The organism is Lysobacter zhanggongensis (genome assembly GCF_046638635.1).
In the GTDB taxonomy this organism is placed as follows: domain Bacteria; phylum Pseudomonadota; class Gammaproteobacteria; order Xanthomonadales; family Xanthomonadaceae; genus Novilysobacter; species Novilysobacter luteus.
The window spans coordinates 1-19,292 of the sequence record NZ_JBJXHK010000009.1 but is presented as its reverse complement, the minus strand read 5'-3'; the positions used below and the strand labels follow the sequence as shown (position 1 = coordinate 19,292).

The following is a 19,292-nucleotide window of genomic DNA, read 5'->3' as shown; positions in this document are numbered from 1 at the left end:
TCAGTAGACGTCCCGGCGGTAGCGGCCCTCGGCCGCCAGGCCCTCCAGCGCGTCGCGCCCGACGATGTCCGCCAGCACCGCGTCCACTGCCGGTGCCATGCCTTCCAGGCTGCCGCAGACGTATACCGCGCCACCGGCCTCGATCCAGTGCCGGACTTTCTCTGCCGATTCGCCCAGGACGTGCTGGACGTAGCGGCGCTGCGGTTGGTCGCGGGAGAACACCCGGTCGAGGCGCTGCAAGTGGCCGTCCCGCTGCCACGCCATCAACTCGTCCGCGTGGAAACCATCGTGGGCCGCGTTGCGCTCGCCGAACACGAGCCAGTTGCGGCTGTGCCCGGCGGCGATCCGCGCTTTCAACAGCGCACGCAGACCCGCCAGCCCGGTGCCGTTGCCGACCAGCATCAGCGGACGGTCGTCGGCGGGTGGGTGGAACCCCGGGTTCGAGCGGATGCGCAGGGCGATCGACTCGCCGATGCGGGCGCCATCGGTCAGCCAGCCACTGCCGATGCCGGGCTGGCCATCGGGCCGGGCCATCCGCCTGACCAGCAACTGCAGGCTGCCGTCGGCCGGCAGTGAGGCTATTGAATATTCGCGGTGGGGCAGCGGCCGGAGGGCATCCGCAACTGCCTGCGCCGATGTGCCGGGGACCGCGGGCGGCAAGTGCGAGCGGGCCAGCACGTCGGCCAGCGGTTCGCGGACATCGCCGAAGGTGACCATTTCGCCCGGGTCGAGCCGCGCCTCGGCCAGCCACGCATCGACCCGCGCCGCGGAATGCCGCGGGCCGATCTCGGCGACGTCGCCCGCCTGCCACTGCAGGTCGGCCGCGTCCTCGGGTTGGAGTGCCAGGTGGAACGCCGGGCCGCCAACGCTGCCGGGGTTGAGCAAGCGGCGCTCGACCAGGCGCCACCGACGGTAGTCGGGCGCGCGCCAGTCGGGGGCGTCGGTGTTGCCGCTGAGCTGGCCCAGGTGGTGCTGCCAGTGCCGCAGCGCGGCCGGGTCGTTGTCGTCCACCTCGACCCTGTCGAACAGCGGCTGGGCGCCGGCGTGGTGCAGCCGCTGGTCGAGCTCACGGCCGAAGCCGCAATAACTGTCGCGGTAGCCGCGGTCGCCGAGGGCGAGCAGGCCGTAGCGCAGGCGGGCAAGCCTCGGCGGCCGATCCTGCAATTGCCTGAGGAAGGCCCGCGCGCTGTCGGGCGCCTCGCCCTCGCCAAAGGTGGACGCGACCAGCAGCAGCCGTCGTCCGTCCAGCTCCGCCGGCCTGAGCGCGCCGAGCGTCTTCACCTCGACCGCGCAGCCGCTGTCGCGCAGGGTTGCCGCGGTCTGCAGGGCGAGTTGCTCCGCGGTACCGGTCTGGCTTGCATGCGCGATCAGGATCGGCTTTTCGACCGGAGTGGGCGCCGCCGCTGGCAGGGCGGCGAGTGCACCGGCCGTGGTGGCGACGGCGCGCTTCCTGCGCCGCCGGTCGAGGTAGAGCATCCAGCCGGTGACGGCGAACACCGGCATCAGCAGGCTGGCCAGCATGAACACCACCACGCCGGTGGTGCCGAAAAAGCTGCCGCGATGCAGCGGGAACATGCTGCCGCCGATTTTCTGCCGCAGGCTGCCGTCATCGTAGCGCTCGTGCGCGACGGGCGCCAGGGTCCAGCGGTCCAGGCTCAGCGTATTGCGCGCCCGCTCGTGCGCCGGGTCGGCGTCGAGGTAGCGGAACGACAACGCGCCATCGTCCTTGGGCAGGTTGAAACTGGCGGTGCTCCATGCGGGCGCGGTCGCGGCGAACGCCTGCCACGCCGCGTCGATGTCGAGCGCCGGCGGGGTGCCGCGATCGGCGGTCGGGACGATCTCCGCCCTGGTCGGAGCTCCCGATTCGGCCCACGCGTTGACCGCATCCCGGTACCAGCCGTAGGACCACCACAGCCCGGTCAGCGACATCACCAGGTAGGCCACCAGCATCCAGGTGCCTACCACCGAGTGCAGGTGCCACAGGAAGTTGCGGCCCTTCTGCTTCCAGTCCAGCGCCAGCCATGTTCGCAGGCTGCCCCAGCGGCGGGGCCAGCGCAGGTACAGCCCCGAGACGCAGAAGAAGATCAGGATGATGGTGGAAGCGCCGACGATCTGCTTGCCGACGTCGTCCACGGCCAGCCACCGGTGCAGCCGCATCGTGGTGCGGAAGAACTCCTGGTAGCGGGGCTCGGGGAGGATGGCGCCGCTGTAGGGGTCGACATGCCGACGCTCGCCGCGACGGCCGCCGTCCCTGGGTGCGAAGCCGACCATCGCCGCGTCGCGCGGGTCCGCCGAAAGCTCCAGCGACGCGATCGCCTCGCCGGGCCGGGCCGCGGCAACCCGCTCCATCAGCGCAGAAGGCGACAACGCGGCACGCCCCGCCGGCTCGACCGTCATCACGCCCGGGTTGAGTGCCTCGAGGATCTCGTCCTCGAAACTGAGCATGCCACCGGTCACGCCGACCAGCGCGAGTACCACGCCGGCGGTAATGCCGAGGAACCAGTGGACCTGGAAGACCGCGTTGCGGAACGTGGTGGTCATCAATCAGAACTCGACGTTGAGCGACAGCCACAGGCGCCGACCGGCTTCGCTGGTGCTGCGGCTGTTGGCATAGGCGAGGACGCCGTTGTTGTCGTACGGCAGATAGTCGACGAAGTCCTTGTCGAACAGGTTGTGGACGGCAGCGTTGAGACTGATCGCATCGCTGAAGCGGTAGCGGCCGCCGAGGTGGTACTGCGAGTACGGCTTGTAGTCGCCCAGCTGGTCCTGCGCGGCGCCCGGGCCACGGTAGCGCGCGCTGCGGTACTCGCCGCGCAGGTACAGGTCGAGCACGTTGCTGGCACGCCATTCCAGGCTCGCGTTGAGCAAATGCCGCGGGGTGTTCGTCAGCGGTTCGCCGGCGTCGTCGCCGCTCCGGATCTCGCTGTCGGTGTGGGTGTAATTCAGCGATGCGTCCCAGGCATCGGCCACGGGCACGCGCACCGCGAACTCGGCGCCACGCGTCACCGCCTGGTCGATGTTGACGCTCTGGCCGAAGGTCGGCGAGCGCGGGAACCAGCCGGCGTCGTAACAGTCGACCCCGCTGAAGTCGGCTGCGGCGTACTGCTCCTGGCTGAGGCCGTACGCGCAGTTGGCGACCGGCGTGCCGCTGGCGATCTTGTCGTCGAAGTCGTTGTTGAACATCGTGAGGTTGGCGCTGACGCCGTTGTCGGCCGCGTAGTACACGCCCAGCTCGGTGGTGGCGCTGGTCTCGGGCTGCAGGCCCGGCGTGCCGATCAGCGGGATCGTGCCCTGGCCGCCGAAGCCGCGGATGCCCGGGGTCAGGTCCTCGACGTTGGGCGAGCGGTAGCCCTCGCTGTAGCCGCCCTTGACCACCCAGTTGGGGCTCGCGTTCCAGACCAGGTAGGCGCGCGGGCTGAGGTGGCTGCCGAACCGGCTGTGGTCGTCGTGTCGCGCGCCCAGCGTGAGGTTCAGCGCGTCGTTGATGCGCCATTCGTTCTCGGCGAACACCGCCCATTGCTCGAACGTGAACGGTGCCGGGGTGGCGCCGTCCACCAGCGACGCGTCCAGGTACTGGCCACCAACGCTGAGCTTGTTGGGGCCAATGTCGGTCACCAGCTTGGTGTCGAACACGCGGTTCTCGTTCTCGAGCTGGCGCGGGCTGCCGGCGTCCGCGGTGCCCGCAGGCAACAGGCGACCGATGGTCTCGGTGGTGGTCTTCTGCAGGCTGGACTGCAGCAGCGAGTAACCGAAGCGCGCGTCCCAGGCGAGCGTGGCCTGGTCGCGGTTGAAGCGCAGTTCCTCCGCGTAGCCGCCACTGCCCAGCGTGCCCATCTGGCCGTCGCCGTTGTCGTAGTCCTGGCGGTGGCTGGCGACGTCCAGCCAGAGGTCGTGGTCCTCGCCCATGACCAGCGAGAGCCGGGCGCCGATCCTGTGGCCGTCGTAAGCCACCGGGTTGGCGCCCATGCGCGGTGCACTGGCGTCGCCATCGACCTCGTCGTAGGTGATGGTGGCATCGTCGCGACTGAACCAGCCGCCACGCAGCGCCAGTCCGAGACGGTCCGCCACCAGTGGGCCGTCGAGATGGAAGTTGGCGCCGTGCAGGTCGCCGAACGCGCCGTGCTCCTGCACGGTGGTTTCCACGCCGACCGAGCCACCCCAGCGGGTGCCGACCTTGCGGGTGATGATGTTGATCACGCCGCCCATCGCATCGGAGCCGTACAGGGTCGACATCGGCCCGCGGATCACTTCGATGCGTTCGATCGCCGACATCGGTGGGATGAAGTTGTTGGCGGTGTTGCCGAAGTTGTTCGGCGCCACGTTGCCCGAGGTGTTCTGGCGACGGCCGTCGATCAGCAGCAGCGTGTACTCGGACGGCATGCCGCGCAGGCTCACCTGCGGCGCCCCGGTCTTGTCCACGCCGACGCCGACATCCACGCCCTCGACGTCGGCCAGGATGTCCGACAGGCCGTGCACCGGCCGGGTCTCGAGTTCCTCGCGGGTGATCACGGTGATGCTGGCCGGCGCTTCGCGCACCACCTGCTCGAAGCCGGCGGCGGTGACCACCACCGCGTCCAGGTCGGTCGGGGCGACGGGGCCGTTCGCGTGGGCGGCGGGCAGGATGGCGGCGGACAGGGCAGTGGCGAGGAGGGAGCGGCGCAGGGTCGTGGGGGACATGGGGACTTCAAGGTGGGGAGTGCGGGAGCGCGCCGGCGCACTGCAGGCGGCGGAAAGGAGGTCGGGGTGGGCTCAGGTCTCGGCCCAGCGGCGCAGCAGGTTGTGGTACACGCCGATCAGGCGCAGCACCGCGTCCGCATCGGCGCCGGTGGCGGTCAACGCCTGGATCGCACCGTCCAGTTCGAACAGCATCCGGCGCTGGCCGTCGTCGCGGACCAGGCTCTGCACCCAGAAGAACGCAGCGAGCCTGGCACCGCGCGTGACCGGTGCGACCCGGTGCAGGCTGCTGGAGGGATAGACGATCAGGTCGCCGGCCGGCAGCTTGACCTCGTGCTCGCCGTACGTGTCGCTGATGATCAGTTCACCGCCGTCGTACTCGTCCGGCCCGCACAGGAACAACGTGCACGACACGTCCGAACGCAGGTTTACCGGTGGCGCGCCTTCGGCCACGGCCATCGCCATCACCGAACCGTCGACATGGAACCCGTACTGGCCGCCACCCTGGTAGCGGTTGAAGCGCGGCGGCAGCGTGCGCGCCGGCAGCGTTGCCGGGAAGTACATCGGGTGCGCTGCCAATGCCGCCAGCACCTCGCGCCCGAGTTCCGCACGCAGCGGGGAGTCCTCGGGCAGCTGCAGGTTGTCCTTTACCTTCGCGCCCTGCGGGCCGACCGTCTGCCGGCCGTCAACCCAGGCGGCACCCTCCAGTACCTGCCGGAACCGTGCCAGTTGCGCGTTGTCGAGGACGCCGGGGATGTGCAGCAGCATGTGGGTCTGGTCCTGGGGGCTGGTCCGGCGGCGTCCGCCGGCCAGGCACGTCAGAAGTGGAAGTTCGCCGTCAGCGTCGCCGTGCGCGGCGCACCCGGGGTGTAGCGATAGCCGCTCTTGTTGATCGCGGCGACGTAGTCCTCGTCCAGCAGGTTGTAGAGGTTCAACCGCAGGTCGAAGTGCTTGTTGAAGGCGTAGCTGGCGACGGCGTCGACCACCCAGTAGTCCTCGGTGTACGCCGGCGTGCCGACGGCGCCGTCGTTGCCGCGCTTGAGCTCTCCCGAATAGCGCGCGCCGCCGCCGAGGGTCAGCCCGTTGCCGAACGTGTAGGTGGTCCAGGCGGTGAACGCCCGGTCGGGCGTGTAGGCCAGGTCGCGCGAGCCGTCGACCGAGACCGTGGGGCCGTCGAGCACCTCGGTGTCCATCGTGGTGAAGCCGGCCGACACCATCCAGTCATCGGTAATGCGGCCGACCGCGCCCAGCTCCACGCCCCGCACGCGCTTGCGGCCGGTCTGGTAGTACAGCTGGTCGATCGGGTCCTGGACGATCTCGTTGGTCAGCTCGGTCTCGTACACCGCTGCGGTCAACAGCAGTGCATCGTTGGCGAACTGCCATTTGGTGCCCACCTCGGCGGTGCGTGCCTTCTGAGGGTCGAACGCCGGGTTGTCGGCGTTGTTGTCGCGGTCGCTCAGCTCGAGGCTGGCGCCACCGGGAGGCTGCTGGGAGATCGCGTAGTTGGCGTAGACGCTGCCGTTCCCGGTCGGCTTGTACAGCGCGCCGAGCTTCCAGTTGAACAGCGTGTCGGAGACTTCCGCGTCGACGCCCGGGACGATGCTGCCTTCCGCCGCAGCGCCGCAATCGGGGCCGCGACGACCGCCACACGGGACCAGGCTGCTGTAGCGCGCGGTGTAGTCGTCGACGCGGACCCCGCCGTTGACCTGCCAGCGGTCGTTGAAGGTGAGGGTGTCGAACGCGTACACCGCGATGGTGTCGGTGCGGCCGTCGCCGCGCGCGCCGGTGTACTCGCGCAGCAGGCCGGTGGCGGTGGGGTCGGGGTTGTAGAGGTTGGCGTCCGGCCAGGCCGTCCCGGTCACCGCGCCCATCCCGAGCGTCTGCAGGTCCTCGCGGATCAGCTCCAGGCCGGTGCTGATGTCATGGCGCAGGCCGCCGGCGTCGAGCGCGAGGTTGAGGTGGGTCTGGTTGGTCAGGATCGTGTTGCGCTGGTCCTTGAACGTCGGCAGGTTGCGCGTGATCGTCCAGGTGGAGCGGTCCGCCAGGTCCGGTGTCAGCAGCCGGTCGGCCGAGCCCATGAAGGCGGTCAGCATGTACTGCTGGCGGGTACGGCCCCAGCGGGTGGTGTTGGTCAGCCGGGCGTCGATCCCGAAGTCGTGCTCGACGCGCACCGTGGCCATGTCGGCGGTGACGTCGTCGTGGTCCAGCAGGGTGCCGTAGAAGTTTTCCGGGTCGACCGGGGGTGCCAGCCCGAGTTCCGGGCGGGCAGGGTCGGGCGACGAATAGCCGGGCAGGCCGATGGTCGGCACGCCACCGTCGGGGATGTTCTCGTGCTGCACGTGCAGCAGGTCGACGATCACCCGGGTTGCGCCGTCGAGTCCGAGGCCGAGCGATGGCGCGATGCCCCAGCGCTTGTTCTCGGCGACGTCGCGGCCGGCGACTTCGCTGTCCTGCGCCATCAGGTTGAGGCGCAGCGCCGCGCCGGGCGCAAGGGCGCGGTTCCAGTCGGCGGTGACGCGCTGGTGGCCGGCGGTGCCGTAGGCGGCCGAGGCGTCGCTGCGGTTGGCCAGGAACGGCCGCTTGGTGACGAGGTTGATCGCGCCCGTCGGCGAGGTGCGGCCGTAGTCGCTGCCGGCCGGACCCTTGGCCACTTCGACCTGCTCGACGTTGAACACGTCGCGCGTGACCGAGCCCAGGTCGCGGACACCGTCGACGAAGATGCTGCCCGACGAGTCGAACCCGCGCATGTACACCGCGTCGCCGGTGGTCGTGTTGCCGTTCTCGCCGACGTAGAAGGTGCTGACGCCGGGGCTGTTGCGCAGTGCCTCAGCCAGGCTGGTGGCGCCCTGCTCGTTGAACAGGTCGCTGCCGATCACGCTCAGGGTGCGGGTGGTGTCGACCAGCGGCTGCGGGAACTTGGGGGAGGCAGCCTGGCCGGAGTAGCGCTTGATGCGCTGGCCTTCGACATGCACGCCATCGAGGGTGGTCGCCTGCATCGCGCCGGCAGGGGCGGCGGGGGCATCTGCGGCCAGTGCCTGGGGCGCGGCGAGTGCCAGGCCGGCGAGCAGCGATGCGGTGGTGATCGAACGTTGCGATGCGTGGGCCGGGGTGCGGGGCAGGGGGTGCTTGCGGCTCGTGATGTGGGCCATTTCCATGTGCCTTGTTGTCATGTCCGGCGGGGCCGGCGTCGTCTGGAGGGGAAACCGCTGCGCGGACCGACGCCACGCCGGAGAGAGTCGACGGGACCGGTAAGGCAGCGAACCCGTTCATCTTAAACGCAAGTAAGAATGATTCGCAATAACTAATGCGAATTGTTTGACGCCGCCCCGCTAGCGGTCGTCGTGCGTCCAGACCGCGCCGTCCTCGACCTTGACCGGGAACCGCACCACCGGCTCATACGCCGGGGCACAAAGGGCCTGACCGTCGCGCACGTCGAACTTGGCCCCGTGCAGCACGCACTCGATCGTCGCCTCCTCGGCATCGAAGCGGCCGGCCGACAGCTCGAAATCCTCGTGGCTGCAGCGGTCCTCCATCGCGTAGTAGGTGCCGTCGTAGTTGACCACCAGGATCGGCGTGTCGCCGTCCCAGGCCACGGTCGACTCGCCGGGCAGCAGTTCGGCGGTGGCGCAAACGCGGGTCCAGTCGGTCATGGCAGGGCTTTCTCCAGCACGGCAAAGCGCAGGTCGTTGCGGCGTGGCAGGCCGAAGCGCGGGTCGGTGGCGGGAAACGGACGGGTCTCCCCGGTGCGCCGGTAGCCGCGGCGTTCGTACCACTCGATCAGCTCGACGCGCAGATCGATCACCGTCATGCGCATCAGCGGCAACCGCCACTCCTTCCCGGCAATCCGCTCGGCCTCGGCCAGGATCGCGCGGCCCAGCCCGGCGCGCTGCAGGGTGGGGCGTACTGCGAACATGCCGAAGTAACCGGCGCCTTCGTCCTCGGCGACGTGGGCGCACCCGTGCAACCGGTCGTCGCTGGCGGCCAGGAGGATGCGGCTGCGAGTCCTGGCGATGTCTGCCAGCAGGACCTCGGGGACGATGCGGTTGCCGTCCAGCAGGTCGGCCTCGGTGGTCCAGCCGGCGCGACTGGCCTCGCCGCGGTAGGCGGAGGTGACCAGTTCGACGAGTGCGGGGACATCGGTTGCGGTGGCGGCGCGGAAGGTGTTCGTCGGCATGGCGTTGGCTCGGCGTCGGGAAGAGCGACGAAGGTCGCGAGTGGCGTCGCTCCTACAGGAGCAGCTGGCGGACTTTCGCAATTGCCGCGATGAATGCGTCGACTTCTTCGAAGGTGTTGTAGAACGCGAACGAGGCGCGGCACGTGGCCGGTACACCGAAGTGTTGCATCAGCGGGTGCGCGCAGTGGTGGCCCGAGCGCACGGCGACGCCTTCCAGGTCGAGCAGGGTGGCCAGGTCGTGCGCGTGGGCGCCCTCGACCAGGAAGCTGATCACCGCCGCCTTCTCCCGGGCGCGGCCGAAGATGCGCACGCCCTCGGTCGCGTCCAGCCGCCCGGTGGCGTACTCCAGCAACGCCTGCTCGCGCGCTTCGATGTTGTCCATGCCGATCGCCGACAGGTAGTCGCAGGCCGCGCCGAGGCCGATGAAGCCGGCGATGTTGGGAGTTCCCGCCTCGAACTTGTGCGGCGCGTCGTTGAATACGGTGCCTTCGAAGCGCACCTGCTTGATCATCTCGCCGCCGCCAAGGAACGGTGGCATCGCGTCCAGGTGTTCTCGGCGCGCCCACAGCGCACCGGTGCCGGTCGGGCCGGCCATCTTGTGGCCGGTGATGGCGTAGAAGTCGCAGCCGATGGCGGCGACATCCAGCGGCCGGTGCGGCGCGGCCTGCGAGCCGTCGACCACGGTCACGATGCCGCGCTTGCGGGCCTGGCGGCAGATATCGCGCACCGGATTGACGGTGCCCAGCACGTTTGACACGTGCGCCACCGCCAGCAGCTTCACCTCGGGCGTCAGCAGGCCGTACAGCTGCTCGAGGTCGAGGTCGCCGCGTTCGTCGATCTCGGCGACCTTGATCGTCGCGCCGGTGCGCTCGGCGACCAGCTGCCACGGCACGATGTTGGCGTGGTGCTCCATCCGGGTGACGACGATCGCATCACCCGGCTGCAGTCGCGGCAGTGCCCAGCTGTAGGCGACCAGGTTGATCGCGAACGTGGTCCCGCTGCACAGCACCAGTTCGTCGCCGCGGACGTTGAGAAACTTCGCCAGTTTGCGGCGCGCACCCTCGTAGGCATCGGTCGCCTCGGTGCCGAGCGCATGCACGGCACGGCTGACGTTGGCGTTGTGGTGGCGGAAGAAGTCGTCGACCGCTTCGATCACCTGCGCCGGCTTCTGGCCGGTGTTGGCGGAGTCCAGGTAGACCAGTGGCTTGCCGTGGACCTCGCGCCTGAGGACCGGGAAGTCCTCGCGGATGCGGGCCCAGTCGATCGCGTCGGCGGGGGCGGCGGCCTGGTTCATGCGGCGGCCATCGCCGCGGCGACCGACCGCGCCAGTGATGCATCCAGTCGCACGCCGATCGCATCGCGCATGGCTGCATCCTCGATCACCGACAGCGTCTCGCGGCAGAACGCCGCGGTCAGCAGCGCGCGTGCCTGTTCAGCCGGCACTCCGCGCGAGCGCAGGTAGAACATGGCGGTGGGGTCGAGCTGGCCGACCGTCGCGCCGTGCGCGGCCTGCACCTCGTCGGCATGGATCACCAGCACCGGCTGAGTGTCGATTTCGGCACCCTCGCTGAGCAGCAGGTTCTTGTTGGAGAGTTTGGCGTTGGTGCCGTCGGCGCCCTCGCGGATCAGGATGCCGCCGTGGAACACCGCCCGGCCGCGGTCGGCGCCGATCCCGCGCCAGGTCAGCTCGCAACTGCTGTCGCGGACGGCGTGGTCGATGCCCAGGCGGGTGTCGAGGTGGCGACGGCCGTCGGCCAGCAGCACGCCGTTGGCATGCAGCCGCGCGTTGTCGCCCTGCAGGGTGACGTTGAGCTCGTGGCGCGACAGTGCCGCACCGAGCTCGAGGTCGAGCCGGCGGTACTCCGCGTCGCGCGCCAGCACCGCATCGGTGCGATGCAGCAGGGTGGCGCCGGTGGACTCGTCCTGCACGCGGCCATGCAGCAGGCGCGCGTCGCGGCCCAGGTGCACGTGCATCAATGAATTGCACAGATGGCGGTGGTCCCCCGCGGACAACTGGTGCTCGACCACCCGCAGCTGCGCGCCGGCCTTCAACTCGATCCGGTGGCGCAGGTGCCATGCACGCTCGCCTTCCGCCGGGACACCGACGAAGACCAGGTGGATCGCGGTCTCGCCGCGTACCCCCGCTTCCGCGCCCAGCACCACGCCCTCGTCGGCGAGCGCCGCGTTGACCTTGGCAAACACCTCGTCGGGACGCTCGAACCGGCGGGCGAGGAAGTTGGACGCGCGGGTGTCGTCGCCGCGCAGCACCTCCGACAGCGGCCGCAGGCTGACGCCGTCCGGCAACCCGGACAGGTCGGAGCGGCCGGCGTCGAAGCGGCCATTGACGAACACCGCGCGCGGCGCGGGAATGCCCGCGAGCACGGTGTCATCGAACGTGGTGTCGGCGAGTGCGGGAACCGCGTCGACGGGCAGGAAGCTGCGCCGCTCCAGCGCACGCAACGGGGTGTACTTCCAGGCTTCCACCCGGGAATGGGGCAGGCCGTCGCGCAGCGCGTCGTCGAGGGCGGCACGACGCACCGGGCCGAGGCCGGCGGCGTCGCGTACCGCCATCACGTCGAGCGAGGAAGCCAGCGAGTCGAGCAGTGCGCTCATCAGGCGGCGGCCTCCGGCGCGATGCGGTCGCGCACCCACTCGTAGCCGTGCTCTTCAAGCTGCAGTGCCAGTTCGGGTCCGCCGCTCTCGACGATGCGGCCGTCGGCCAGCACGTGCACCACGTCCGGTTTGATGTAGTCGAGCAGGCGCTGGTAGTGGGTGATCACCAGGAACATGCGTTCGGGCGAGCGCAGTGCGTTGACGCCCTCGGCGACGGTCTTGAGCGCGTCGATGTCCAGGCCCGAGTCGGTTTCGTCCAGGATCGCCAGCTGTGGTTCCAGCAGCGCCAGCTGGAAGATCTCGTTGCGCTTCTTCTCGCCGCCGCTGAACCCTTCGTTGACACCGCGATGCAGCAGTTCGTCCTTGAGGTGCAGCACGGCGAGCTTCTCGCGCACCAGCTTGAGGAACTGCATCGAGTCCAGCTCGCCTTCGCCACGCGCCTTGCGCTGGGCGTTGAGTGCGGTGCGCAGGAAGTAGGTGTTGTTCACGCCCGGGATCTCGACCGGGTACTGGAACGCGAGGAACACCCCGGCGGCGGCGCGCTCCTCGGGTTCCAGCGCGAGCAGGTCCTGGCCGTTGAACGTGACCGACCCGGCGGTGACCTCGTAGCCCTCGCGGCCGGCGATGATGTTGCCAAGCGTCGACTTGCCGGCGCCGTTGGGGCCCATGATCGCGTGCACCTTGCCCGGCTGCAGCTCCAGCGACAGGCCCTTGAGGATTTCCTTGCCGGCGACGCTGGCGTGGAGGTTTTCGATCTTCAGCATGGTGTTGTTCCCGTGTCCCGCAAGCGGGCGAAATGTTGGTTCTTCCTTGTAGGAGCGACGTGAGTCGCGACCTGCCGAACCCGTGAGGCGGTGGACAGGTCGCGACTTACGTCGCTCCTACAGTCGTGGTCATTGGCGATCAGCCGACGGAGCCTTCCAGCGACACTTCCAGCAGCTTCTTGGCCTCGACCGCGAACTCCATCGGAAGCTCGCGGAAAACCTGCTTGCAAAAGCCGTCGACGATCATCGACACCGCGTCCTCCTGGCCGATGCCGCGCGAGCGGCAATAGAACATCTGGTCGTCGCTGATCTTGGAGGTGGTGGCTTCGTGCTCGACGGTGGCGGTGGGGTTCTTCACCTCGATGTAGGGAAAGGTGTGCGCGCCGCACTGCTTGCCGATCAGCAGCGAGTCGCACTGGGTGTAGTTGCGCGCACCCTCCGCACCCGGTGCCACCTTGACCAGCCCGCGGTAGGTGTTCTGGCCGCGGCCGGCGCTGATGCCCTTGCTGATGATCTTGCTCTTGGTGCGCTTGCCGACGTGGATCATCTTGGTGCCGGTGTCGGCCTGCTGGCGATGGTGGGTCAGTGCGACCGAATGGAACTCGCCGGTGGAGTCGTCGCCCAGCAGCACGCAGGACGGGTACTTCCAGGTGATCGCCGAACCGGTCTCGACCTGGGTCCAGTGGATCCTGCTGCGCGCGCCGCGGCACTCGCCACGCTTGGTCACGAAGTTGTAGATGCCGCCAACGCCGTTCTCGTCGCCCGGGTACCAGTTCTGCACCGTCGAATACTTGATGTCCGCGTCTTCCAGCGCCACCAGCTCGACCACCGCCGCATGCAGCTGGTTCTCGTCGCGCATCGGTGCGGTGCAGCCTTCCAGGTAGGACACCTGGGCGCGGTCCTCGCAGATGATCAGCGTGCGCTCGAACTGGCCGGTGTGGCCCGCGTTGATGCGGAAGTAGGTGCTCAGCTCCATCGGGCAGCGCACGCCCTCGGGGATGAATACGAAGCTGCCGTCGGAGAACACCGCCGAATTGAGCGCGGCGAAGTAGTTGTCACCGACCGGCACCACCGAACCCAGGTACTTCTTCACCAGTTCGGGGTGGTCCTTGATCGCCTCCGACATGGAGCAGAAGATGATCCCCTTGTCGGCCAGCTCCTTGCGGAACGTGGTACCGACCGAGACCGAGTCGAACACCGCGTCGACCGCGACGCCGGCCAGCTTCGCCCGCTCGTGCAGCGGCACGCCGAGCTTGTCGTAGGTGTCCAGCAGTTCCTGCGGGACCTCGTCGAGCGACTTGTACTTCGGCCCCTTGGGCGCGGAGTAGTAGCTGATGGCCTGGAAGTCGATCGGTGCGATGGAGAGTTTCGCCCAATGCGGCACTGGCATGGTCAGCCAGTGGCGGTAGGCCTCCAGCCGCCACTGGGTCATCCACTCGGGCTCTTCCTTCTTGGCCGAGAGCGCGCGGATGGTGTCCTCGTCCAGTCCCGCCGGCAGGCTGTCGGACTCGATGTCGGTGACGAAGCCCGCGTCGTACTTGCGGCCAAGCTGGGCGTGGATCTCGCGGTTCTGGTCGGGCGCGGTGCGCGGCCCGGCCCCGGGTGAGAGGGTCGGCGCGGGGGTATCGGTGATGTCGGTGGCCATGGGGGCTGCCTACTGTCCGGTGAGCCTGAACGGATCAGGCGTTGGCCAGGCGCACGTCGATGCGCCGGGAGGGAGAGGGGATTTCGGGGGAGGCGTCCGGTGGTGGCACGCCGTCGATCATCTGGGCCAGGGTGACCTTGCGCAGTGCGTCGACCACCACGTCGTTGATCCGGCGCCAGTTGGCGCGCACGCCGCATTGGTCCTCGATCGTGCAGTTGCCGGTGTGGATGCTGCATTCGGTCATGCCGAGCGGCCCTTCCATGGCCTCGACCACCTCGATGAGGCTGATGGAGACCGCGGGTCGGGCCAGCCGGTAGCCGCCGTTGGCGCCGCGGAACCCTTCGACCAGGCCCGCCTGGGCCAGCGGCTTGAGCAGTTTGCTGACGGTCGGCGGCTCCAGCCCGGCACGCTCGGCCAGCTCCGACGCGCTCAGCACCGCCCGCGGATCGGCGGCAAGCGCGGTCAGCACGACGGTGGCGTAATCGGTGAGTTTGGTGACGCGCAGCATGGCCCTGGCCTCAATTCGTACCGGAATTGTACGGATTGTCCGGCCGCAGGCCAAGCGCCCCACACCGGCCCGACCGTGCGGCCCAGCGCGGCGGTTGCGGCACAATCGGGGTTTCGTCTGCTGGAAGACCCGCATGCCGCGCAAGATCGTCGCCCGTCGCTCCGCCATCCACGGCAATGGCGTGTTCGCCGTCGAGCCCATCCGCAAGGGTGAACGGATCATCGAGTACAAGGGGCGCCGCCGGACCCACGCCCAGGTCGATGCCGGCGACACCGGCGATGCCGACTCGGGACACACGTTCCTGTTCACCCTCAACGACGAGTACGTGATCGACGCCAACTACGAAGGCGGCGTCGCGCGCTGGATCAACCACAGTTGCGCGCCCAACTGCGAGGCGGTGCTGGAAGAGCACGACGGCGACGACCGCCGCAAGGATCGCGTGTTCATCGAGGCGATCCGCAGCATCAAGCCGGGCGAGGAGTTGGCCTACAACTACGGCATCACCCTCGACGAGGCGCACACGCCACGGATGAAAAAGATCTGGGCCTGCCGCTGCGGCGCCAGGGATTGCACCGGCACGATGCTGCAGCCCAAGCGCAAGCCGAAGGGCTGAGGAACCGGGCCGGCCGCCGTCATGCGCGGCCGGCTCCCGTAGGAGCGACGTAAGTCGCGATCCCGGCATGTGTCCGGTGTTCGGCGGGTCGCGACTTACGTCGCTCCTACAACAGGTCCTGTTGCGTGGCCATTGGACGAAATGCCCACCGCCGACGCCGGGGTGTGCGCGGGTGCCGCCGCTACCATGGGCCTCCATCCCACCCGAAGGAGCCCCGGCATGTCCCCGATCAACGGAAAGGTCGCCGTCGTCACTGGCGCGGCCAGCGGCATCGGCCGGGAGATCGCCTTCGAACTGTCACGCGCGGGCGCGCTGGTGGCCGTCGCCGACATCAACCTGAAAGGCGCCAACCGCGTCGCCGGTGAAATCGCGCAGGCCGGCGGCCGGGCCATGGGGGTGGCGATGGACGTCACCGACGAAGCGGCGGTCGAGGCGGGCACCGCGCAGGTGGTCGCCGAACTGGGTCCGGTCGACATCCTGATATCCAACGCCGGCATCCAGATCGTCAACCCGATCGAGAGCTACGACTACGCCGCGTGGAAGAAGATGCTGGCGATCCACCTCGACGGCGCCTTCCTGACCACCCGGGCGGTGCTGCCGGGCATGTACGCGCCGGGCGACGACGGCCGGTCCCGCGGCGGTACGGTCATCTACATGGGCTCGGTGCACTCGCACCAGGCCAGCAAGCTCAAGTCCGCCTACGTGACCGCCAAGCACGGCCTGCTGGGTCTGTCTCGCACGCTGGCCAAGGAAGGTGGCGACCGCGGGGTGCGCAGCCATGTGGTCTGCCCCGGCTTCGTGCGTACCCCACTGGTCGACCGGCAGATCCCCGAGCAGTCGAAGGAGCTGGGGATCAGCGAGGAGGAGGTGGTCCGGAACGTCATGCTCGGCCAGACGGTCGACGGCATCTTCACCACGGTCGAGGACGTCGCCCGGACAGTGCGGTTCCTTTGCGAGTTCCCCAGCGCGGCGCTCACCGGGCAGAGCATCATCGTCAGCCATGGGTGGCACATGCAGTAGGCCGATGCGCCAACCGGCGGATTGGTTGCCATGACTTGTGCCAGTCGGCGCGGGCGGTGGTTGCGCCTAGCCTGCGCACTCCCCGAACCGCCGGATCCCCATGCGCCTGCTGCCCGCCCCGTCCCTGCTCCCGCTCGCCCTGCTGCTTCCGGTCGCGCTCCCGGCCCACGCCGATGATGCCGCCGCGCGTCCGTCTGGCGGGCCCCGGATCGAGGTCGACGGCCGCATCGACCCGGAGGAATGGGCCGGCGCCCGCCACATCACGGACTTCCGCCTGACCCAGCCGCTGTCGCTGGAGGCGTCGCCGTACCCGACCGAGGCCTGGGTGAAGTCGACCCCCGACGGCCTGGCGGTGGCCTTCCGCAACGTCCAGCCGGCCGGCGTGCCGCGCACCCGCACGCGCACCCGCCGCGACGAGGGCGGCCAGCTGGACCGGGTCAACGTGGTCGTCGACTTCGACGGCGACGGCCGCACCGGCTACGACTTCATGATCACCCTGGCCGGCGGCATCGCCGACGAGGTCGTCACCAACGAGGGCCAGTTCAACAACGACTGGGACGGCAACTGGAAGCACGCCTCGCTGGAGACCGAGGAGGGCTGGAATGCCGAGTTCCTGATCCCGTGGTACATCGCGCCGATGGGCAAGGCCGACGGCGGCACCCGCACGGTGGGGCTGTACCTGGACCGCGTGGTCGGCTCCACCGGCGAGCGCGTCGCGTGGCCGACCGCCAGCTGGTTGCGCCCGCGGTTCCTGTCGGACTTCGAGAAGGTCGAGCTGCCGGCCTACAGCCAGTCGCTGCTGGCAGTGACCCCGTACGTCGTCGGCGTGCACGACAACATCCTGGGCAAGAGCGAGTTCGACGCCGGCGCAGACATCTTCTGGAAGCCCAACGGCCAGACCCAGCTGACGGCGACCATCAACCCCGACTTCGGCCAGGTCGAGAGCGACGACCTGGTGGTCAACTTCGGCGCCGAGGAAACCTTCTTCAGCGACAAGCGACCGTTCTTCACCGAGAACCAGGGCATCTTCAATTTCGGCCTGTTGATCGACAACAGCCAGCTGGTCTACACGCGCCGGGTCGGCGGCGCGGCCGACGATGGCAGCGGCGCGAGCGACATCGAGGCGGCGGTCAAGCTCAACGGCAGCCTGGCCGGGCTCAACTACGGCGTACTCGTGGCCGAGGAGGACGGCGAGGCGGGCAGGTCGTTCCGCGCATTGCGGCTGAACCACGACTTCGAGCGGCAGAACGTCGGCGTGCTCGCGACCCAGGTGTTGCGGCCCTGGCTGGACCGCGAGGCGCGGGTGCTGGGCATCGATCACCGCTGGCAGCCCAACGACGCACTGACCATCACCAGCAACGTGGTCGGCAGCCACATCGACGAGGCCGGCACCACCACCCGCGGCAGCGGCGCGACCACCGTGGTCGACTACGAGATGGGCAACGGCTGGCGCCAGCAGTGGCTGGCGATGCACTTTGGCGACGACCTGGAGGTCAACGACTTCGGCTACCTGGGGCGCAACAACCTCAACTATGGGCATTGGCAGCTCAGCCGGCGCCTGACCGGGCTCCCGGCGGAGTCTGCCTACTCATCGCACGACTACCGCGGCCGCCTCATCGGCATGGACAACGACCACGGGCTGCGGCTGCAGCGGCAGTTGCGCCTGATCCGCCAGAGCGACCGTCGCGACGGCGGCAGCGAGTACCTGCAGCTCAACGTCAACGCGCCGTCCTACGACGACATGCTGACGCGCGGGCGCAACCCGTTGTATCGCCCCGGCAACTTCAGCCTGTCGTTCGAACGCATGCGGCCGCGCAAGGGCGCGTGGGCCTGGGAGTTCGACGCCTTCGCCCAGAGTGGCGGCCTGGCCGGCAACGACAAGGTGGGTTATGGCGCGGCGTTCGAGCCCACCTACTACTTCAGCGACGCCTTGAGCGCCTTCGCGGGCGTCGAGTACGAATACACGCCTGACTGGCTGGTGTGGCAGCACGACAACCTGGTCGGCCGGTTCGAGGAGCAGTCGCTCGAATTCAATGCCGGGGTGGACTGGAGCATCGGCCAGCGGCAGGAGCTGCGGGTCAAGCTGCAGGCGATCGGGCTGGACGCGCAACTGGCCGAAGCGATCGAAGTGCAGCCCGATGGCCGTGCCGTGGTGGTGGCCGACCCGGTCAGCGACTTCAGCCTGCGCAACCTCGGGTTCCAGGTGCGCTACCGCTACATCCTCGCGCCACTGTCGGACCTCTACGTGGTGTACGGGCGCGGCGGCTACGTGTTCGACGAGTTCTCGGTGGGTCCGCGGGAGCAACTGGTCGACAGCTTCTCGCTGCGCGACAGCGAGCAGCTGCTGGTCAAGCTGTCGTACCGGTTCGAGCTGTGACGGTCAGGTGGCGGGCCGCTCCGGCGACCACGCCTCGGGCAACAGGATCTCAAACAGGCCGTCGCGCCGGCAGCGCTTCGCCAGGGCAAGCACGGCACGGTCGCGGCTGAGCAGCCAGCCGGCGCCGGTGTCGCAGGCCAGGCGCAGGAACTTCTGGTCGTCGGGGTCGGCGCAGCGCGGCAATGCCTGCGCCACCTCGCGCACGGGCCACGGGCAAGCGATCGCATCGAACGCGGCCACGTGCGCCTCGACCTGCGGTGTCCCAAGCTGCAGTACCGGGTAGCGCAGCACCCGCAGCCACTCGTCGCGTCCCTCGGCATCGACCATCGCCGCAACGGCGCCGGCCTCGAGCGCCGTGCGCAGGACGGTCACGCGCGGATCGCCAAACACCAGCAGGTCCAGCCAGACGTTGGTATCGAGCACGATCCGAGGCGCATTGAGGTTGCCGGCAACCACCGTCGTGCCAGCGCTTACGGCTGCACCTCGCGGATGTCCGCGGACGCGATCCGCCAAGCCTGCTGCTCTGCGCTGGCGCCATCGACCACCGCCCGGCGCAGGGTGTACGCGCCGGCGTAGCGGTGCACGCTGCCGTCGGCGCCGGTGGTGCGCACCGCCACCGGCACCTCGATGTAGCGCGACCCGGCGGCGGCATCGATCCGCCCCGGCGTCAGGATCTCGACCGACATGCCCGAAACCCCGGCAAAACTGTTGGCGAACTGCTGCGGCGACTGACCGCTGGCGCTACCGTTGCCCGACCACAGGGTGTAGGCGCTGCCGTAGCTCCCGGCGCTGATCGAGTCGTAGTAGGCCTTGACGACGGCGACCGCCTCGGCCGCGCCCGGGCCGGCTGGCGTCGGTGCAGGCGCGTCGTCCGGCACCGGCGCAGGCGACATCGCCGGGTCCG

At 69.2% G+C, this 19,292-nt stretch carries 16 protein-coding genes; 3 read left to right on the top strand and 13 right to left on the bottom strand.

The annotated features are described in order from the left end of the window. The 11 genes from ACKVMH_RS03005 to ACKVMH_RS02955 all read right to left on the bottom strand — a co-directional run bounded on the left by ACKVMH_RS03005 (position 1) and on the right by ACKVMH_RS02955 (position 14,378). Positions 1–2,541, bottom strand: coding sequence for a PepSY domain-containing protein (locus ACKVMH_RS03005; protein ID WP_412699180.1), 2,541 nt, complete (start codon positions 2,539–2,541; stop codon positions 1–3). A 3-nt stretch (positions 2,542–2,544) separates the two neighbouring features. Further along, complete coding sequence (locus tag ACKVMH_RS03000; protein WP_412699179.1) at positions 2,545–4,677, bottom strand: TonB-dependent receptor domain-containing protein; 2,133 nt, start codon at positions 4,675–4,677, stop codon at positions 2,545–2,547. Between the two features lie 72 nt (positions 4,678–4,749). Next, positions 4,750–5,442 (bottom strand): Fe2+-dependent dioxygenase, encoded by a 693-nt coding sequence (locus ACKVMH_RS02995; protein ID WP_412699178.1) that lies wholly within the window; start codon positions 5,440–5,442, stop codon positions 4,750–4,752. A gap of 50 nt (positions 5,443–5,492) precedes the next feature. Continuing rightward, entirely contained in the window at positions 5,493–7,823 is a 2,331-nt protein-coding gene (locus ACKVMH_RS02990) for a catecholate siderophore receptor Fiu (RefSeq protein ID WP_412699177.1), read from the bottom strand. 180 nt (positions 7,824–8,003) lie between these two features. Then, a complete protein-coding gene (locus tag ACKVMH_RS02985) occupies positions 8,004–8,324 on the bottom strand; it encodes a non-heme iron oxygenase ferredoxin subunit (RefSeq protein WP_412699176.1) in 321 nt (106 codons plus the stop codon). Next, positions 8,321–8,848 (bottom strand): GNAT family N-acetyltransferase, encoded by a 528-nt coding sequence (locus ACKVMH_RS02980; RefSeq protein ID WP_412699175.1) that lies wholly within the window; start codon positions 8,846–8,848, stop codon positions 8,321–8,323. Before ACKVMH_RS02980 ends, ACKVMH_RS02985 begins: the two co-directional genes overlap by 4 nt. A gap of 52 nt (positions 8,849–8,900) precedes the next feature. Then, on the bottom strand, positions 8,901–10,142 hold the full coding sequence (locus ACKVMH_RS02975; RefSeq protein ID WP_412699174.1) for a cysteine desulfurase: 1,242 nt from the start codon (positions 10,140–10,142) through the stop codon (positions 8,901–8,903). Beyond that, positions 10,139–11,461, bottom strand: a complete 1,323-nt coding sequence (sufD, locus tag ACKVMH_RS02970; protein WP_412699173.1) for a Fe-S cluster assembly protein SufD — start codon at positions 11,459–11,461, stop codon at positions 10,139–10,141. Before sufD ends, ACKVMH_RS02975 begins: the two co-directional genes overlap by 4 nt. Next, entirely contained in the window at positions 11,461–12,225 is a 765-nt protein-coding gene (gene sufC / locus ACKVMH_RS02965) for a Fe-S cluster assembly ATPase SufC (protein WP_215219803.1), read from the bottom strand. Before sufC ends, sufD begins: the two co-directional genes overlap by 1 nt. 139 nt (positions 12,226–12,364) lie before the next feature. Further along, positions 12,365–13,870 carry a Fe-S cluster assembly protein SufB gene (sufB, locus tag ACKVMH_RS02960; RefSeq protein WP_412699172.1) on the bottom strand — a complete coding sequence of 502 codons (1,506 nt, stop codon included), beginning with the start codon at positions 13,868–13,870 and terminating at the stop codon, positions 12,365–12,367. Between the two features lie 34 nt (positions 13,871–13,904). Continuing rightward, on the bottom strand, positions 13,905–14,378 hold the full coding sequence (locus ACKVMH_RS02955) for an SUF system Fe-S cluster assembly regulator (RefSeq protein ID WP_215219805.1): 474 nt from the start codon (positions 14,376–14,378) through the stop codon (positions 13,905–13,907). 133 nt (positions 14,379–14,511) lie between these two features. Between ACKVMH_RS02955 and ACKVMH_RS02950 the strand changes: the two genes are divergently transcribed. From ACKVMH_RS02950 to ACKVMH_RS02940, 3 genes are all read left to right on the top strand, one after another. Continuing rightward, positions 14,512–14,991, top strand: coding sequence for an SET domain-containing protein (locus ACKVMH_RS02950; RefSeq protein WP_412699171.1), 480 nt, complete (start codon positions 14,512–14,514; stop codon positions 14,989–14,991). Positions 14,992–15,210: 219 nt separating this feature from the next. Further along, entirely contained in the window at positions 15,211–16,011 is an 801-nt protein-coding gene (locus tag ACKVMH_RS02945; RefSeq protein WP_412699170.1) for a 3-hydroxybutyrate dehydrogenase, read from the top strand. 100 nt (positions 16,012–16,111) lie between these two features. Beyond that, positions 16,112–18,388: a DUF5916 domain-containing protein gene (locus tag ACKVMH_RS02940; protein WP_412699169.1), complete on the top strand. Its 2,277-nt coding sequence runs from the start codon at positions 16,112–16,114 to the stop codon at positions 18,386–18,388. Positions 18,389–18,391: 3 nt separating this feature from the next. Here ACKVMH_RS02940 and ACKVMH_RS02935 read toward each other — a convergent pair whose 3' ends face one another. Beyond that, positions 18,392–18,844, bottom strand: a complete 453-nt coding sequence (locus tag ACKVMH_RS02935) for a PIN domain-containing protein (RefSeq protein ID WP_412699168.1) — start codon at positions 18,842–18,844, stop codon at positions 18,392–18,394. Between the two features lie 14 nt (positions 18,845–18,858). Then, positions 18,859–19,292: hypothetical protein (locus ACKVMH_RS02930; protein WP_412699167.1), on the bottom strand; the 434-nt coding region annotated here is incomplete at its 5' end.

Coding starts and splice junctions, on each gene's coding strand:
- ACKVMH_RS03005 (WP_412699180.1), bottom strand. CDS start 2,541: ATGACCACCACGTTCCGCAACGCGGTCTTCCAGGTCCACTGGTTCCTC.
- ACKVMH_RS03000 (WP_412699179.1), bottom strand. CDS start 4,677: ATGTCCCCCACGACCCTGCGCCGCTCCCTCCTCGCCACTGCCCTGTCC.
- ACKVMH_RS02995 (WP_412699178.1), bottom strand. CDS start 5,442: ATGCTGCTGCACATCCCCGGCGTCCTCGACAACGCGCAACTGGCACGG.
- ACKVMH_RS02990 (WP_412699177.1), bottom strand. CDS start 7,823: ATGGCCCACATCACGAGCCGCAAGCACCCCCTGCCCCGCACCCCGGCC.
- ACKVMH_RS02985 (WP_412699176.1), bottom strand. CDS start 8,324: ATGACCGACTGGACCCGCGTTTGCGCCACCGCCGAACTGCTGCCCGGC.
- ACKVMH_RS02980 (WP_412699175.1), bottom strand. CDS start 8,848: ATGCCGACGAACACCTTCCGCGCCGCCACCGCAACCGATGTCCCCGCA.
- ACKVMH_RS02975 (WP_412699174.1), bottom strand. CDS start 10,142: ATGAACCAGGCCGCCGCCCCCGCCGACGCGATCGACTGGGCCCGCATC.
- sufD (WP_412699173.1), bottom strand. CDS start 11,461: ATGAGCGCACTGCTCGACTCGCTGGCTTCCTCGCTCGACGTGATGGCG.
- sufC (WP_215219803.1), bottom strand. CDS start 12,225: ATGCTGAAGATCGAAAACCTCCACGCCAGCGTCGCCGGCAAGGAAATC.
- sufB (WP_412699172.1), bottom strand. CDS start 13,870: ATGGCCACCGACATCACCGATACCCCCGCGCCGACCCTCTCACCCGGG.
- ACKVMH_RS02955 (WP_215219805.1), bottom strand. CDS start 14,378: ATGCTGCGCGTCACCAAACTCACCGATTACGCCACCGTCGTGCTGACC.
- ACKVMH_RS02950 (WP_412699171.1), top strand. CDS start 14,512: ATGCCGCGCAAGATCGTCGCCCGTCGCTCCGCCATCCACGGCAATGGC.
- ACKVMH_RS02945 (WP_412699170.1), top strand. CDS start 15,211: ATGTCCCCGATCAACGGAAAGGTCGCCGTCGTCACTGGCGCGGCCAGC.
- ACKVMH_RS02940 (WP_412699169.1), top strand. CDS start 16,112: ATGCGCCTGCTGCCCGCCCCGTCCCTGCTCCCGCTCGCCCTGCTGCTT.